Raw genomic sequence first — 14,679 nt, 5'->3', positions numbered from 1 at the left:
TTCGCCCTTTTTGTTATTTACGGCGCCAGCTTGACCCCTGCGGGCCATCTTCCACGATTACGCCCAGCTCGTTCAGCTTGTCACGTGCGATGTCTGCCTGCGCCCAGTCTTTTGCAGCACGCGCATCGGCGCGGGTTTTCACCCAGTGTTCAATCTCTGCCACTTCGTCGGCATTGACCTGTGCGCCACTCTGCAGGAACTGCTCCGGATCCTGCTGCAGAATGCCCAGTACATCGGCCAGCTGACGCAGTTTCGCGGCCAGCGCATCGGCGGCGGCTTTATCTTCACCCTTCAGGCGATTGACTTCACGCGCCATATCGAAGAGCACCGAGTAAGCTTCCGGCGTGTTGAAATCATCGTCCATGGCGGTACGGAAGCGGGCTTCAAACGCCTCACCGCCAGCCGGCGTCGCGCTGGCATCGGTATGGCGCAGCGCGGTGTAAAGGCGCTCCAGCGCCGCGCGTGCCTGATTCAGGTTATCTTCGCCATAGTTAAGCTGGCTGCGATAGTGGCCGGACATCAGGAAGTAGCGCACGGTTTCCGCATCGTAGTGCTGCAACACATCGCGCACGGTAAAGAAGTTGCCGAGCGATTTCGACATCTTTTCCCGGTCAACCATCACCATGCCGGAGTGCATCCAGTAGTTCACGTACGGGCCATCGTGTGCACAGGTCGACTGCGCCACTTCGTTCTCATGGTGCGGGAACATCAGGTCTGAACCGCCGCCGTGGATGTCGAAATGGGTGCCAAGCTGTTTGCAGTTCATCGCCGAGCACTCAATGTGCCAGCCCGGACGGCCATTGCCCCACGGTGAGTTCCACGCCGGCTCATCGGCTTTGGACATTTTCCACAGCACAAAGTCCATCGGGTTGCGCTTCACTTCCGCCACTTCCACGCGCGCGCCGGCCTGCAGCTGTTCGAGATCCTGACGCGACAGCGCGCCGTAATCTTTATCGCTCAGCACATCAAACATCACGTCGCCGTTATCAGCCACGTAGGCATGGCCGCGATCGATCAGCTTGCCGACCAGTTCGATGATCTCCGCGATGTGGCGCGTGGCGCGTGGCTCGAGATCCGGCGGCAGAATACCCAGCGCGGCAAAATCTTTGTGCATTTCGGCGATCATCCGGTTGGTCAGCGTTTCGATGCTTTCCCCGTTTTCGTTGGCACGTTTGATGATCTTGTCATCGATGTCAGTGATATTACGCACGTATTTCAGCTTATAGCCCACGTAACGCAGGTAACGCGCGACCACGTCGAATGCCACAAAGGTACGCCCATGGCCGATATGACAGAGGTCGTAAACCGTGATTCCACACACGTACATACCGATTTCACCGGCATGAATGGGTTTAAATTCCTCTTTCTGGCGACTCAGGGTGTTATAGATCTTTAGCATTGAACGATTCCGTTGTTTACGTGTGCGGGATACGCCTTCTTGATGTAGCCGGTTATTGTGCCGTATTTTTCCGACTTGTGCATCGCTCGCTTCGCAACTGCCGTTGCCTTACTGACGCGTTATTGGAAATTGTGATATAAGAGGCGTCTACAAAAATGCCCCGCCGCCTTGCCGGTGCGGCAGTTGATACTGACGACAACCTCCACAGGACGAATATAATGGTCACTTTCCAGACGAACCATGGCGATATCGTAATCAAAACCTTCGATGACAAAGCGCCGGCTACCGTACAGAACTTCCTGGACTACTGCCGTGAAGGTTTCTACGACAACACCATTTTTCACCGCGTGATCAACGGATTCATGATTCAGGGCGGCGGTTTCGAGCCGGGCATGAAGCAGAAAGCCACCAAAGCAGACATCCGCAACGAAGCCAATAACGGCCTGAAAAACACCAAAGGCACGCTGGCGATGGCGCGTACCCAGGCACCTCACTCGGCCACCGCACAGTTCTTCATCAACGTTGCCGATAACGACTTCCTGAACTTCCGTGACGAAAGCCTGCAGGGCTGGGGTTACTGCGTGTTTGCTGAAGTGGTTGAAGGCATGGACGTGGTCGAAAAAATCAAAGCAGTGAAAACCGGCCGCAGCGGCATGCACCAGGACGTGCCGGTTGATGACGTGATCATCCAGAAAGTGACCGTCAGCGAGTAATGTCGCGCACGCTGTTTATCGCAGATTTACATCTGTGTCAGGAAGAACCGGCAATCACTGCCGGTTTTCTGCATTTTTTGCAGGGGGAAGCGCAGCAGTGTGATGCGCTTTACATCCTTGGCGATCTGTTTGAAGCCTGGATTGGCGATGACGATCCTAATCCGCTGCATCAGCAGATCGCCGACGCCCTGCGTGCCCTGCCGGTGCCAAAATTCTTTATTCACGGCAATCGCGACTTCCTGTTAGGTCAACAGTTCGCCCGCGCCAGCGGCATGACGCTGCTGCCCGAAGAGCAGGTGCTGGAGCGCTATGGTCAGCGCGTGCTGATGATGCATGGCGACACGCTGTGTACGGACGATCACGGTTATCAGCGTTTTCGCGCCAAAGTCCATCAGCGCTGGCTGCAGCGGCTGTTTCTCGCGCTGCCGTTGCGTCTGCGCATGCGCATTGCTGCGCGGATGCGGGCCGACAGCAAGCAGGCCAACCAGCACAAGTCACTGAGCATCATGGACGTCAACCCGCAGGCAGTAGCCGCGGCGATGACGCGCCAGCAGGTGTCGATCCTGGTTCACGGCCACACCCATCGCCCGGCGATTCATCAGTTCGAGCTCGCCGGCACGCCAGCGCAACGCGCGGTGCTGGGCGCGTGGCATGAGCGCGGATCGATGATTCAGCTGGACGCACAGGGCGTGCAGTTGATCGAATTTCCTTTCTGATTGTTTGCGGCGGAAATGCCGGTTTTCCGCCCACGCAACCGTTTTCCTTGCCGCTGTCTCGTGCTATTCTCTGTGCCCTTCTTTACCTGCCCGCCCGGCCAGGTTCGTTTGATTATTCACAGGAGTTGACCGCATGTCATCCAACGCCGCCCCGGCCCGTATCGCCATCGTCATGGGTTCCAAAAGTGACTGGGCTACCATGCAGTTCGCCGAGGAAATCCTTAACAGCCTGGATGTCCCGTTCCACGTTGAAGTGGTCTCTGCGCACCGTACGCCAGATAAGCTGTTCAGCTTTGCAGAGCGCGCAGCCGACAACGGTTTTCAGGTGATCATCGCCGGTGCCGGCGGTGCGGCGCACCTGCCAGGCATGCTGGCGGCGAAAACCCTGCTGCCGGTGCTGGGCGTACCGGTACAGAGCGCAGCGCTGAGCGGCGTGGACAGCCTCTACTCCATCGTACAAATGCCGCGCGGGATTCCAGTCGGTACGCTGGCCATCGGTAAAGCCGGTGCCGCCAACGCCGCACTGCTGGCGGCGCAGATCCTGGCGATTCACGATCGCGATCTGGCTGCACGCCTGGCCGCCTGGCGTCAGAGCCAGACCGATGAGGTGCTGAATAATCCGGATCCGCGGGAGGACGCATGAAGCCAGTTTGCGTACTCGGCAACGGTCAGCTGGGCCGCATGCTGCGCCAGGCCGGCGAGCCGCTGGGCATCGCCGTGTATCCGGTCGGGCTGGACGCGGAGCCGTCGGCACTGCCGATCGCGCAAAGCGTGATCACCGCGGAAATCGAGCGCTGGCCGGAAACCGCGCTGACGCGCGAGCTGGCTAACCATCCGGCGTTCGTCAACCGCGATATTTTTCCGCGCCTCGCCGATCGCCTGACGCAAAAGCAGTTGCTCGATCAACTCAACCTGGCAACCGCGCCGTGGCAGTTGCTGGCCGATAAAAGCGAGTGGCCGGCGGTATTTAGCACGCTGGGCGAGCTGGCGATCGTCAAGCGCCGCACCGGCGGCTACGACGGCCGCGGTCAGTGGCGCCTGCGCGCCGACGAAACCGCAACGCTGCCGGATGAGTGCTACGGCGAGTGCATCGTTGAGCAGGGTATTAACTTCAGCGGTGAAGTCTCGCTGGTGGGCGCGCGTGGGCACGATGGCCGCACGGTGTTTTATCCGCTGACGCACAACCTGCATCAGGACGGCATCCTGCGGACCAGCTTTGCCTTCCCGCAGGCTGATGCCGCGCAACAGCAGCAGGCAGAAGCGATGCTGAGCGCGATCATGCATGAGCTGAAGTACGTGGGCGTGATGGCGATGGAGTGTTTCGTCACGCCGCAGGGCTTGCTGATCAATGAGCTGGCACCGCGCGTGCACAACAGCGGCCACTGGACGCAGAATGGCGCCTCTATCAGCCAGTTTGAACTGCACCTGCGTGCGGTGCTCGGTCTGCCGCTGCCGCAGCCGGTGGTGTTTGCGCCGTCGGTGATGGTCAACCTGATTGGCACCGACCTCAATACCGACTGGCTGCAGCAGCCGCTGGTACATCTGCACTGGTACGACAAAGAAGTCCGCGCCGGACGCAAGGTCGGGCACCTGAATCTGACCGACAGCGATCCGGCACGCCTCACCGCCGCACTCAATGCGCTGGTACCGCTGCTGCCTGATGCCTATGCGAGCGGCATCGCGTGGGCCGTGGCGAAGCTGTAGTTCTGCGGTGTTTCCCTCACCCTTGCCCTCTCCCACAGGGAGAGGGGATTATACGGTGCGATTTTTCAGTTTGACGCTCACCTTAATGTCCTGAAGTGCAGAATCACGCATACGGGCTCGATCGGCCCCCCTCTCCCGTGGGAGAGGGAACCATGCGCTGCGATTTTTCAGTTTGACACTCACCTGAACGTTCTGAAGTGCAGAATCACGCATACGGGCCCGATCGGCTCCCTCTCCCGTGGGAGAGGGCTGGGGTGAGGGCATCAGGCAGCATCAAACCGCCTGAACAGCGCTTTCCCCTTCAGTAAACGGACACCCAGCCAGCCGCCGCACAGCGACAGCAGCGCCGCACCGCACAGCGGCAGCGCCAGCCACAGCGTCCAGTCTGGCTGCCACGGGAAATCAAAAATCTTGCGCTGAAGCCCCCACAGTGCCGCTTCCGCCCCCAGCGCCGCCGCGATTCCCGCGACCACGCCAAGCAGCGCAAACTCACACCACAGCGTACCGCGCAGCAGGCGCTGGCTGGCACCGAGCGTGCGATACACCACCAGCTCCTGCCGGCGCTGGCGCATGCCGACCTGGATCTGCGCCAGCAGCAGCAACACACCGCAAACCGTCACCAGGATCACCATGATCTCCAGCGCCTGACTCACCTGCGCCAGCACCTGTCCAATCTGCTTCAGCATGCTGCCGACATCCAGCAGGCTCAGCGTCGGGAACGCGCGGTTAAGCTGCGCCAGCAGCGCGGGATCGTTCGCCATGCGGAAGCTGGTCAGCCAGGTTTGTGGCTGCTGATCGAGCGCGCCCGGCGGGAAGATAAAGAAGAAGTTTGGCCGCAGGCTCTCCCAGTCGACCTTGCGCAGACTGGTGATCGTCGCGCTGAACTGCTGCGTATCGCCGCTAAAAGTCAGCCTGTCGCCGAGCCTGACGCCCAGACGATCGGCCAGCTCGACCTCCATCGAGACTTCACCGGCTTTCGGTGGCCAGCTGCCGGCCACCAGCGGATTGTGATCCGGACGCTCCGCCTGCCACGTCAGATTGAGCTCGCGATTCAGCGCGTTATCCAGGTTGGGATCGGCCGGCTTGCCGTTCAGCTCAGTGAGCCTTGCCCGCACGATCGGATAGAAGGTTCCGGCGTTAACCTGATGCTGCCGCAGGAACTCGTCTACCTGCGGCACCTGCTGCTGGGTCAGATTGAGCAGAAAATAGTTGGGCGCATCCGCCGGTAATTGCTGCTGCCAGCGATCGAGCAGATCGCCGCGCATCACCAGCAATAACGCCAGCAGCATAAAGGAGAGCGAAAACGCCGCCAGCTGGCTGAGCGTCATGGCAGGCTGACGCAGCAGACGGTTGATCGCCAGGCGCAGCGCCAGATTACGCACCACCAGTCTGCGCAGCAGCAGGAGCGTGCCCCAGCCGAGCAGCGCCAGCAGCAGTGCCAGCATCACCACGCCAGCCAGCAGCGCCCACAACATTTTGCTGCCGCCCATCAGCAGCGCAAGGAGCGCTACCACCACCAGCGCCATCACCGGCAGATAAATACGCAGCGGCCACAGTGTGGCTACCGCATCACGACGCAGCACGCGCAGCGGCTGTGTGGCCATCAGCAGACGGTACGGACGCAACCCGACCAGCAGCGAGATCACCACCAGCGCGCCAATCGCCCACAACCACGGCCAGACGCTGGCAGCCGGTAAAGCGGCGGGCAGCACCGGTTTGAGCATCAGCAGCAGCGCGACTTCAATGCCCTGCCCCAGCGCACTGCCAGCGATGGCCGCCAGCAGCAGCACGGCCAGCCACTGACCGATAATCAGCCGCTGCAGCGATTTCCGCGTGGCGCCCAGCGTTTTCAGCACCGCCACCAGATCGTAACGGCTGCGGCAGTAATGACTCATGGCGACGGCCACTGCGGCAATCGCCAGCAGCAGGGTTAACAGCGCCGAGAGCAGCAGGAACTGCTGCGCACGCTGCATTGAGCGGCCCAGCGCATCCTCGGAATTTTCCACGCTGATCCAGCGCTCGCCGGCCTGCAATTGCGGCTGAATCCAGCGATCATAGCGCGCCAGCGGTGCCGCCTCGCCGGAAAACTTATAGCGCCAGCTCAGACGGCTACCGGGCTGGATCGCGCCGGTTTTCTCCACGTCAGCAAGGTTCATCAGCAAACGTGGCGCCGTCTGAAACGGATTGAATCCGCCGTCCGGCTCCTGAATCACTTCGCCGGCAATGCGCAGCGTGGTATCGCCCACGTCAATGCGGTCACCGACCTTCAGGTTAAGCAGCGCCAGCAGACGCGGCGCGGCCAGCACCGTTCCGGCCACCGGACGCAGGCCGGGCGGATCCGTCTGCAGGGTGCCGAACATCGGGTACGCATCATCGACCGCTTTGACATCGGCCAGCTGCGGTGTCTCCTGCGCAAAGGTCATGGTCATAAAGCTGAGCTGCCGGCTAACCGCCAGCCCCTCTTCGCGCGCTTTGTCCAGCCACGCATCCGGTGCCGGTTTACTGCTGCGCAGCGTGCGGTCGCCCGCCATAAAGTCACGGCTCTGCTGGCTCAGCCCTTTCTCCATGCGATCGCTGATTGAGCCCAGCGCCAGCACGCAGGCCACTGCCAGCGTCAGCGCCAGCCAGACAATCAGCAGCGAGGGCGAACGCCACTCGCGCCAGAACCAGCGCCAGATCATGCTTCCTCCCACAGCTTGCCGTCGCGCAGCCGCAGGCGACGATCGCAGCGTGCCGCCAGCTGCTCATCGTGCGTCACCAGAATCAGCGTGGTGGCGAAATCGCGGTTGAGCGAAAACAGCAGATCGGCGATGCGATCGCCGGTTTTGCGATCGAGGTTACCGGTCGGCTCATCGGCAAACAGCAGGCCAGGACGGCCGCTGAAGGCGCGTGCCAGCGCCACGCGCTGCTGTTCGCCGCCGGAGAGCTGGGCCGGCAGATGGTGCAGACGATCTTTTAGTCCGAGCTGCGTCAGTATTTCAGTGGCCTGCGCGCGACTGTCGCGATCGCTGTCTCCGCGCAGCAGTGCCGGAAGCTGGACGTTCTCCAGCGCGTTGAGCGTGGGCACCAGCATAAAGGACTGAAACACAAAACCGACCTCACGCGCACGTAACGCGGCGCGTTGCTCTTCGTTCATCTGGTGCAGCGGCTGGCCCAGCAGATGCACTTCGCCGCTGCTGCCATCATCCAATCCGGCGAGAATGCCCAGCAGGGTGGATTTCCCGGATCCCGACTCGCCGATCAACGCCAGCGTCTCGGCTGGTTTGACAACCAGCTCAACTCCGGTAAGGATGGTCAGCTGATGCTCTCCCTGACCGACGGACTTAGTAAGATGATGAACTGCAACAATGTTTTCCGCTGGCATTATTCCTTCCTGTTGTTATTGCTGCTGCTGGTGTCGCGCATCGCCGCCGCCGATACCCTGCTGATTCTCGGCGATAGCCTGAGTGCCGGCTATCGCATGTCCGCCACCGCCGCCTGGCCGAGCCTGCTCGACAAAACCTGGCAACAGCAGCCCAAAGTGGTTAACGCCAGCATCAGCGGTGATACCGCCGGTCAGGGGCTGGCGCGGTTGCCGGGCCTATTAAAACAGCATCAGCCGCAGTGGGTGTTAATCGAATTGGGCGGTAACGATGGGCTGCGCGGCTTCCCGCCGCAAAACATCGCGCAGGATCTGAGTAAAATTATCGATCAGGTCAAAGCCGCTAACGCCCAGCCGCTGCTGATGCAAATTCGTCTGCCGGCTAATTATGGCCGACGCTACACCGACGCGTTCAGCGCGCTCTATCCGCGCCTCGCGCAGCAGTATCATATTCCGCTGGTACCGTTCTTTATGGAGCAGGTTTATCTGAAGCCGGAGTGGATGCAGCAGGACGGTATTCACCCCAATCCGGATGCGCAGCCGTTCATCGCCAACCTGATGGCTGAGCAACTGGCTCCGCTAGTTAAGCATGATTAACGCCGCGACGAGCCCAATGACAGGTAAAGATATGCAAAAGTCTGTATTAATAACCGGCTGCTCCAGCGGCATCGGTCTGGTGGCGGCCAACGATCTGCTGGCGCGCGGCTATCGCGTGCTGGCCGCCTGTCGCCGCGCCGACGATGTGGCGCGCATGGATGAGCTCGGCTTCACCGGCATCCAGCTGGATCTTGACGATCCGGCCAGCGTGGATGCCGCCGCCGATCGCGTGCTGGACCTCACCGATCACTGCCTGCACGGGCTGTTCAATAACGGCGGCTTCGGCCAGTACGGTCCGCTGACCAGCGTGTCGCGTCAGCAGCTGGAGCAGCAATTCTCCACCAACTTTTTTGGCACCCACCAGCTGACGCTGCGCCTGTTGCCGGCGCTGCAAAATAGCGGCGACGGGCGGATTATCAACACCAGCTCGGTGCTCGGCCTGATTTCCACGCCGGGCCGCGGCGCTTATGCCGCCAGTAAATGGGCGCTGGAGGCGTGGAGCGATGCGCTGCGCATGGAAGTGCGCCACAGCGGCGTGCGCGTCAGCCTGATTGAGCCGGGCCCGATTACCACCCGGTTTACCGAAAACGTGCAGCAGGGCGAACGCGACAAGCCCGTGCGCAACCCCGGTATCGCCGCGCGCTTTAGCCTGCCACCGGAGGCGATTCTGCCGAAACTGCGGCATGCGCTGGAGAGTAAACATCCGCGCCTGCGCTATCCGGTGACGCTGGTCGCCTGGGCGATGAGTCTGCTCAAACGACTGCTGCCGGGCTGGATGCTGGATCGCATTTTACGCAGTAACTAAACTGCAAGCCGGAATTGAACTTGAAGCCGGGGCGTTTGCCCCCATATCCTCAACACACTTTCTGCCAAGAGACGTATTCATGTCACACGCTTTGATTATCGACATCAACGAATCCAACCTGCAGCAGACGCTGGAGCAATCAATGCAGCTGCCGGTACTGTTCTACTTCTGGTCGGAGCGCAGCCAGCACTGCCAGCAGCTGACGCCGGTGCTGGAACGTCTGGCACAGGAGTACGCCGGCCAGTTTATTCTGGCGAAGCTGGATTGCGATAAAGAGCAGCTGGTGGCATCGCAGTTTGGTCTGCGCTCTCTGCCGACCGTCTACCTGTTCCAGAACGGCCAGCCGGTCGATGGCTTCCAGGGCCCGCAGCCGGAAGAGGCAATTCGCGCGCTGCTGGAGAAAGTCCTGCCGCGTGAAGAGGAGTTAAAGGCGCAGCAGGCGATGCAGCTGATGCAGGAAGGCAAGCCGCTGGATGCGCTACCGCTGCTGAAAGACGCCTGGCAGCTGAGCAATCAGAACAGTGAAATCGGTTTTCTGCTGGCAGAAGTCCTGATCACCCTGAACCGCAGCGAAGAAGCCGAAGCGGTGCTGGCTGTGGTGCCGTTGCAGGATCAGGATACGCGCTATCAGAGCCTGATTTCGCAAATCGACCTGCTGAAACAGGCCGCCGACACGCCGGAGATCCAGCAGCTCCAGGAGCAGATGGCAAGCGAACCGGACAACGCCGGTCTGGCTGCTAAACTTGCGTTACAGCTGCATCAGGTGGGCCGCAATGAAGAAGCGCTGGAGCTGTTGTTAGGTTTTCTGAAGCGCGATCTCAGCGCCGGTGACGGCGAAGTGCGCAAAATGTTCCAGGAGATTCTGGCGGCCCTCGGCACCGGCGATGCCCTCGCCTCGCGCTATCGTCGCCAGCTCTACTCGCTGCTGTACTGACCGGTACCGCGCGGTAAACGGGCCGAAGCGACTCGGCCCGACAATCTGACAGCCAGGAGGTTATATGTTAACAGTGATTCCCGTCATCATCGTGCTCGCGCTGGTTACCGTGTGGGCCGGTGTCAAAATTGTGCCACAGGGCTACCAGTGGACGGTGGAGCGCTTTGGCCGCTACACCAAAACGTTGCCGCCCGGTCTGAATTTAGTCGTGCCGTTCATGGATCGTATTGGTCGCCGGATCAATATGATGGAGCAGGTCCTCGATATTCCCTCGCAGGAGATCATCTCCAAAGATAACGCCAACGTCACCATCGACGCAGTGTGCTTTATTCAGGTGGTGGATTCGGCGCGCGCCGCTTATGAAGTCAGCAATCTTGAGCTGGCCATCATCAACCTCACCATGACCAATATCCGCACCGTGCTCGGCGGCATGGAGCTGGATGAGATGCTGTCGCAGCGCGATAACATTAATACCCGCCTGCTGCACATTGTTGATGAAGCGACCAATCCGTGGGGGGTAAAAATCACCCGTATTGAAATCCGCGACGTGCGCCCGCCGCAGGAACTGATAGCGGCCATGAACGCGCAGATGAAAGCCGAGCGTACCAAACGCGCCGATATCCTCGCCGCCGAAGGCGTTCGCCAGGCGGCCATCCTGCGCGCCGAGGGCGATAAGCAGTCGCAAATCCTTAAAGCGGAAGGCGAACGTACCTCCGCTTTTTTGCAGGCGGAAGCGCGCGAGCGTCAGGCCGAAGCCGAGGCCAACGCCACGCGGATGGTGTCAGAAGCCATCTCTGCCGGGGATATCCAGGCGATTAATTACTTTGTGGCGCAGAAATACACCGATGCCCTGCAAAAAATTGGCGAAGCGAATAACAGCAAAGTGGTGATGATGCCGCTCGATGCCAGCAGCCTGCTCGGCTCGGTGGCCGGTATCAGCGAGCTGCTGAAAGAGAGCCGTCAGGAGCGCAAACCGTGATGCTGATGGAGCTGATTGCGCATCCGCACTGGTTCTGGCTCACGCTGGGCGGTTTACTGCTGGCTGCGGAGATGCTCGGCACCAGCGGTTACCTGCTGTGGAGCGGCGTGGCGGCGGTGCTGGTCGGGATCATTGAGTGGCTGTTTCCGTTCTCGTGGACCAGCCAGGGCATGTTGTTCGCCGCCCTGACGCTGCTGTGCGTGTTTTTCTGGTATCGCTGGATGCGCTTTCGCGAAAGTGCGCAGCAGCCCAATACACTTAATCAGCGCGGCAGCCAGCTGATTGGCCAGCACCTGACGTTAGACAGTGCGCTAAAAGACGGCGTCGGTCATGTGCGCATTGGTGACAGCAGCTGGCGCGTGCAGGCGCAGGAAGATTTGCCAGCGGGCACGCCGGTGATCGTGACCGGCGTGTCAGGCATCACGCTGCTGATTCAGCCGCGTTTGCCGCCCTCCTGATGACCGCAGCCCGCCAGGTGATTGATGATGGGACATTCGGCACCGTCATCGCCCGGGCAGGCTGCAGCCAGTTCCAGCAGACGCGCGCGCATCGCGTGCAGCTCTTCAATATGCGCCGCGATCTCATCCGCCTTCTGCAGAGTGCGCGCTTTAACATCAGCACTGTGGCGCGCCGGGTTATTAAACAGCGCGACCAGTTCGCGACACTCCTCGAGTGTGAAGCCCACCTGCCGCGCCTGGCGCAGAAAATTGAGCTCATCCAGGTGGTGCGCGCCATAACTGCGATAGCCGTTGTCACTGCGTAACGGCGGCGTAACCACCCCTTTCTGTTCGTAAAAACGAATCGCTTTGCTGGTCAGCCCGGTTTTTTTTGCTACATCGCTGATGTTCATCTCTGCCCCTTGACCTTCCCCTGAATGGAAGGTTTAGGCTTTATAACTAATGCAAACCTTGCAGCGAGTCAAACCTGATAAACGAGGAGTTGATGATGTCACACACACAATTACTGGCTCTGGACGGCTTGTCCTGTGGCCACTGTGTTAAACGCGTTAAAGAGGCGCTGGAACAGCGCAGCGATGTGGAACAGGCCGAGGTAACGCAGCAGGAAGCGCGCGTCACCGGCGCAGCCAGCGCCAGCGATCTGATTGCCACCGTTGAGCAGGCTGGTTATCACGCCACGCTGAAAAATGAGGCGTCCAGCCCAAAGCCTGATCCGTTGCCAGCTCAGGAGCCGCAGCCGGAGGCGCTGACAACGGAGTCGCAGCCGGCAGAAGAGAATCTTGCGGTGCACCATCTGCTGATAGGCGGGATGAGCTGCGCCAGCTGCGTCAGCCGCGTCGAGCAGGCGTTACAGAAAGTGCCCGGCGTGAGCCAGGCGCGCGTCAATCTGGGTGAGCGCAGCGCGCTGGTGCTGGGCGATGCCGTACCCTCAGCGCTGGTCAGCGCCGTAGACGAGGCGGGTTATTCTGCGGAAGTGATCGAAGATGAACAAACCCGGCGCGAGCGCCAGCAGGTCAGCGCACGGCAGGCGATGCGCCGCTTTAGCTGGCAGGCGGCGCTGGCGCTGATCGTCGGCGTGCCGATGATGGTCTGGGGCATGGTCGGTGATCACATGATGCTAAACGACAGCAATCAGACGCTCTGGCGCGTGCTCGGTGCCGTCACGCTGGCGGTGATGGTGCTTGCCGGCGGCCACTTCTATCGCAGCGCGTGGCGCAGCCTGCGTCATGCTACCGCCACCATGGACACGCTGGTCGCGCTCGGTACCGGTGCGGCCTGGATCTACTCGATGAGCGTCGCGCTGTGGCCGGCATTTTTCCCGCCGCAGGCGCGCCACCTTTATTTTGAAGCCAGCGTGATGATCATCGGCCTGATTAACCTCGGCCATGCGCTGGAACAGCGCGCGCGCCAGCGCGCCTCACAGGCGCTGGAGCGGCTGCTGGATTTAACCCCGGCGCAGGCCTGCGTGATCACCGCCGAAGGGGAAAAGCAACTGCCGCTGAGCGAAATCGCACCGGGCATGATGCTGAAGCTGGTGACCGGCGATCGCGTACCGGTGGACGGCGAAGTCAGCCGCGGCGAAGCCTGGCTTGACGAAGCAATGCTCACCGGCGAAGCGCTGCCGCAGTCGCGCCGTCCTGGCGATAAGATTTATGCCGGGACGCTGGTGCAGGACGGATCGCTACAGTTCACCGCCCGCGCCACCGGCAGCCATACCACGCTGGCCCGTATCATCAATCTGGTGCGTCAGGCGCAGAGCAGCAAGCCGGAAATGGGCCGGCTGGCCGATCGCATCTCGGCGGTATTTGTGCCGGTGGTGGTGGCGATTGCCTTGCTCAGCGGAGCGGTCTGGTATTTTATCGGGCCGCAGCCGCAGTTGGCCTATACGCTGGTGATTGTCACCACGGTGTTGATTATCGCCTGTCCGTGTGCGCTGGGCTTAGCCACGCCGATGTCGGTGATTGCGGGCGTCGGCCGCGCTGCCGAGCTGGGCGTGCTGGTGCGCGATGCCGATGCGCTGCAGCGGGCCAGTGAAGTCGACACCATTGTGTTTGATAAAACCGGCACCCTGACCCAGGGTACGCCGCAGGTCAGCGAGGTGCTGCTGTACAGCGACTGGGATCGTCAGCAGGTATTGCAGGCGGCCGCCCAGCTGGAGCTGGGATCGGGGCATCCGCTGGCGAAGGCCATCGTCGCCGCCGCACCGACCGTCAGTGATGCCCGCGTTGCGCAATTTCGTACAATACGTGGCAAAGGCGTGAGTGCTACTGTCGCTGACAGAACGCTGCTGCTGGGCAATGCGGCGCTGCTGGAAGAGCAGCACATCGACCTGCGCGACGCACAGCAGGATATCGCGCGGCTCGCCGCGCAGGGCGCCACGCCGGTGCTGCTGGCGGATCAGCAGCAGCTGCTGGGCCTGATCGCCCTGCGCGACCAGCTGCGTCCGGAGAGCCGTGCGGCGCTACAGCGGCTGCATCAGTTGGGCTACCGTCTGATCATGCTGACCGGTGACCATCAGACCACTGCCGAAGCCATCGCTGCCGAAGCGGGCATTGATGAGGTGATCGCTGGCGTGCTGCCGGACGGTAAAGCGCAGGCGATAGCGCAGCTGCAACAGCAGGGGCGCAGCGTGGTGATGGTGGGCGACGGCATCAACGACGCCCCGGCGCTGGCGCAGGCGGATGTGGGGATCGCCATGGGCGGCGGCAGCGATGTGGCGGTTGAAACCGCGGCGATGGCGCTGATGCGCAACGATCTGCACTGCGTGGCCGACGCGCTGGCGATGGCCAACGCCACGCTGCGCAATATGCGGCAGAATCTGCTGGGTGCCTTTGTCTATAACAGCCTGGGCATTCCGATTGCTGCCGGCGTACTCTATCCGTTTACCGGCGTGCTGCTCAGCCCCATCGTCGCCGGTGCCGCCATGGCGCTGTCGTCGATCACCGTGGTGAGCAATGCTAACCGTTTGCTACGCTTTAAACCGCCGCAGCGGCAATAGCAACCTCTGCCCTGT

General features: G+C 61.3%; 14 protein-coding genes. 10 read left to right on the top strand and 4 right to left on the bottom strand.

Annotated features, from left to right (window positions below; all coding sequences use genetic code 11):
- Positions 1-13: 13 nt before the first annotated feature.
- The gene (gene cysS, locus KOL70_RS01115; protein WP_021508630.1) at positions 14-1,399 is read right to left on the bottom strand and encodes a cysteine--tRNA ligase; all 1,386 of its coding nucleotides are present in this window, start codon (positions 1,397-1,399) and stop codon (positions 14-16) included.
- Between the two features lie 218 nt (positions 1,400-1,617).
- On the opposite strand from cysS, the gene ppiB reads away from it, so the two are divergent.
- From ppiB to purK, 4 genes are all read left to right on the top strand, one after another.
- On the top strand, positions 1,618-2,112 hold the full coding sequence (gene ppiB, locus KOL70_RS01110; RefSeq protein ID WP_021508631.1) for a peptidylprolyl isomerase B: 495 nt from the start codon (positions 1,618-1,620) through the stop codon (positions 2,110-2,112).
- Positions 2,112-2,828: a UDP-2,3-diacylglucosamine diphosphatase gene (locus KOL70_RS01105; RefSeq protein ID WP_058781235.1), complete on the top strand. Its 717-nt coding sequence runs from the start codon at positions 2,112-2,114 to the stop codon at positions 2,826-2,828. The genes ppiB and KOL70_RS01105 overlap by 1 nt, the downstream gene beginning before the upstream one ends.
- Positions 2,829-2,961: 133 nt before the next feature.
- Entirely contained in the window at positions 2,962-3,471 is a 510-nt protein-coding gene (gene purE, locus KOL70_RS01100) for a 5-(carboxyamino)imidazole ribonucleotide mutase (protein WP_021508633.1), read from the top strand.
- Positions 3,468-4,532 (top strand): 5-(carboxyamino)imidazole ribonucleotide synthase, encoded by a 1,065-nt coding sequence (gene purK, locus KOL70_RS01095; protein WP_104189075.1) that lies wholly within the window; start codon positions 3,468-3,470, stop codon positions 4,530-4,532. The genes purE and purK overlap by 4 nt, the downstream gene beginning before the upstream one ends.
- A 263-nt stretch (positions 4,533-4,795) precedes the next feature.
- Here purK and ybbP read toward each other — a convergent pair whose 3' ends face one another.
- Complete coding sequence (gene ybbP, locus KOL70_RS01090) at positions 4,796-7,213, bottom strand: putative ABC transporter permease subunit YbbP (RefSeq protein ID WP_104189077.1); 2,418 nt, start codon at positions 7,211-7,213, stop codon at positions 4,796-4,798.
- Complete coding sequence (ybbA, locus tag KOL70_RS01085) at positions 7,210-7,896, bottom strand: putative ABC transporter ATP-binding protein YbbA (RefSeq protein WP_104189079.1); 687 nt, start codon at positions 7,894-7,896, stop codon at positions 7,210-7,212. The genes ybbP and ybbA overlap by 4 nt, the downstream gene beginning before the upstream one ends.
- Between ybbA and tesA the strand changes: the two genes are divergently transcribed.
- From tesA to KOL70_RS01060, 5 genes are all read left to right on the top strand, one after another.
- Positions 7,864-8,490, top strand: a complete 627-nt coding sequence (gene tesA / locus KOL70_RS01080) for a multifunctional acyl-CoA thioesterase I/protease I/lysophospholipase L1 (protein ID WP_021508637.1) — start codon at positions 7,864-7,866, stop codon at positions 8,488-8,490. The two genes, ybbA and tesA, sit on opposite strands and share 33 nt — an antisense overlap.
- A 31-nt stretch (positions 8,491-8,521) precedes the next feature.
- Complete coding sequence (locus tag KOL70_RS01075; protein WP_104189081.1) at positions 8,522-9,295, top strand: SDR family oxidoreductase; 774 nt, start codon at positions 8,522-8,524, stop codon at positions 9,293-9,295.
- A 79-nt stretch (positions 9,296-9,374) separates the two neighbouring features.
- The gene (locus KOL70_RS01070) at positions 9,375-10,229 is read left to right on the top strand and encodes a co-chaperone YbbN (protein ID WP_021508639.1); all 855 of its coding nucleotides are present in this window, start codon (positions 9,375-9,377) and stop codon (positions 10,227-10,229) included.
- Between the two features lie 64 nt (positions 10,230-10,293).
- The gene (locus KOL70_RS01065; protein WP_021508640.1) at positions 10,294-11,208 is read left to right on the top strand and encodes an SPFH domain-containing protein; all 915 of its coding nucleotides are present in this window, start codon (positions 10,294-10,296) and stop codon (positions 11,206-11,208) included.
- A complete protein-coding gene (locus KOL70_RS01060; RefSeq protein WP_021508641.1) occupies positions 11,208-11,666 on the top strand; it encodes an NfeD family protein in 459 nt (152 codons plus the stop codon). Before KOL70_RS01065 ends, KOL70_RS01060 begins: the two co-directional genes overlap by 1 nt.
- Here KOL70_RS01060 and cueR read toward each other — a convergent pair.
- Positions 11,642-12,058 (bottom strand): Cu(I)-responsive transcriptional regulator, encoded by a 417-nt coding sequence (cueR, locus tag KOL70_RS01055; RefSeq protein ID WP_021508642.1) that lies wholly within the window; start codon positions 12,056-12,058, stop codon positions 11,642-11,644. The two genes, KOL70_RS01060 and cueR, sit on opposite strands and share 25 nt — an antisense overlap.
- Before the next feature lie 95 nt (positions 12,059-12,153).
- Here cueR and copA point away from each other — a divergent pair, with 95 nt between their 5' ends.
- Positions 12,154-14,664, top strand: coding sequence for a copper-exporting P-type ATPase CopA (gene copA / locus KOL70_RS01050; protein WP_215480923.1), 2,511 nt, complete (start codon positions 12,154-12,156; stop codon positions 14,662-14,664).
- The last annotated feature ends 15 nt before the right edge of the window (positions 14,665-14,679 follow it).

Source organism: Pantoea sp. B270 (assembly GCF_018726825.1).
GTDB classification, from domain to species: Bacteria; Pseudomonadota; Gammaproteobacteria; order Enterobacterales; family Enterobacteriaceae; genus Pantoea; species Pantoea dispersa.
Note: the sequence above shows the minus strand (reverse complement) of the source record. Positions and strands in the feature narration are given on the sequence as shown.

Bases quoted from the DNA above. Each gene is read 5' to 3' on its own strand.
- cueR (WP_021508642.1), bottom strand. From the start codon at position 12,058: ATGAACATCAGCGATGTAGCAAAAAAAACCGGGCTGACCAGCAAAGCG.
- ybbP (WP_104189077.1), bottom strand. From the start codon at position 7,213: ATGATCTGGCGCTGGTTCTGGCGCGAGTGGCGTTCGCCCTCGCTGCTG.
- ppiB (WP_021508631.1), top strand. From the start codon at position 1,618: ATGGTCACTTTCCAGACGAACCATGGCGATATCGTAATCAAAACCTTC.
- purE (WP_021508633.1), top strand. From the start codon at position 2,962: ATGTCATCCAACGCCGCCCCGGCCCGTATCGCCATCGTCATGGGTTCC.
- cysS (WP_021508630.1), bottom strand. From the start codon at position 1,399: ATGCTAAAGATCTATAACACCCTGAGTCGCCAGAAAGAGGAATTTAAA.
- purK (WP_104189075.1), top strand. From the start codon at position 3,468: ATGAAGCCAGTTTGCGTACTCGGCAACGGTCAGCTGGGCCGCATGCTG.
- KOL70_RS01070 (WP_021508639.1), top strand. From the start codon at position 9,375: ATGTCACACGCTTTGATTATCGACATCAACGAATCCAACCTGCAGCAG.
- KOL70_RS01075 (WP_104189081.1), top strand. From the start codon at position 8,522: ATGCAAAAGTCTGTATTAATAACCGGCTGCTCCAGCGGCATCGGTCTG.
- copA (WP_215480923.1), top strand. From the start codon at position 12,154: ATGTCACACACACAATTACTGGCTCTGGACGGCTTGTCCTGTGGCCAC.
- KOL70_RS01105 (WP_058781235.1), top strand. From the start codon at position 2,112: ATGTCGCGCACGCTGTTTATCGCAGATTTACATCTGTGTCAGGAAGAA.
- ybbA (WP_104189079.1), bottom strand. From the start codon at position 7,896: ATGCCAGCGGAAAACATTGTTGCAGTTCATCATCTTACTAAGTCCGTC.
- KOL70_RS01065 (WP_021508640.1), top strand. From the start codon at position 10,294: ATGTTAACAGTGATTCCCGTCATCATCGTGCTCGCGCTGGTTACCGTG.
- tesA (WP_021508637.1), top strand. From the start codon at position 7,864: ATGATGAACTGCAACAATGTTTTCCGCTGGCATTATTCCTTCCTGTTG.
- KOL70_RS01060 (WP_021508641.1), top strand. From the start codon at position 11,208: ATGCTGATGGAGCTGATTGCGCATCCGCACTGGTTCTGGCTCACGCTG.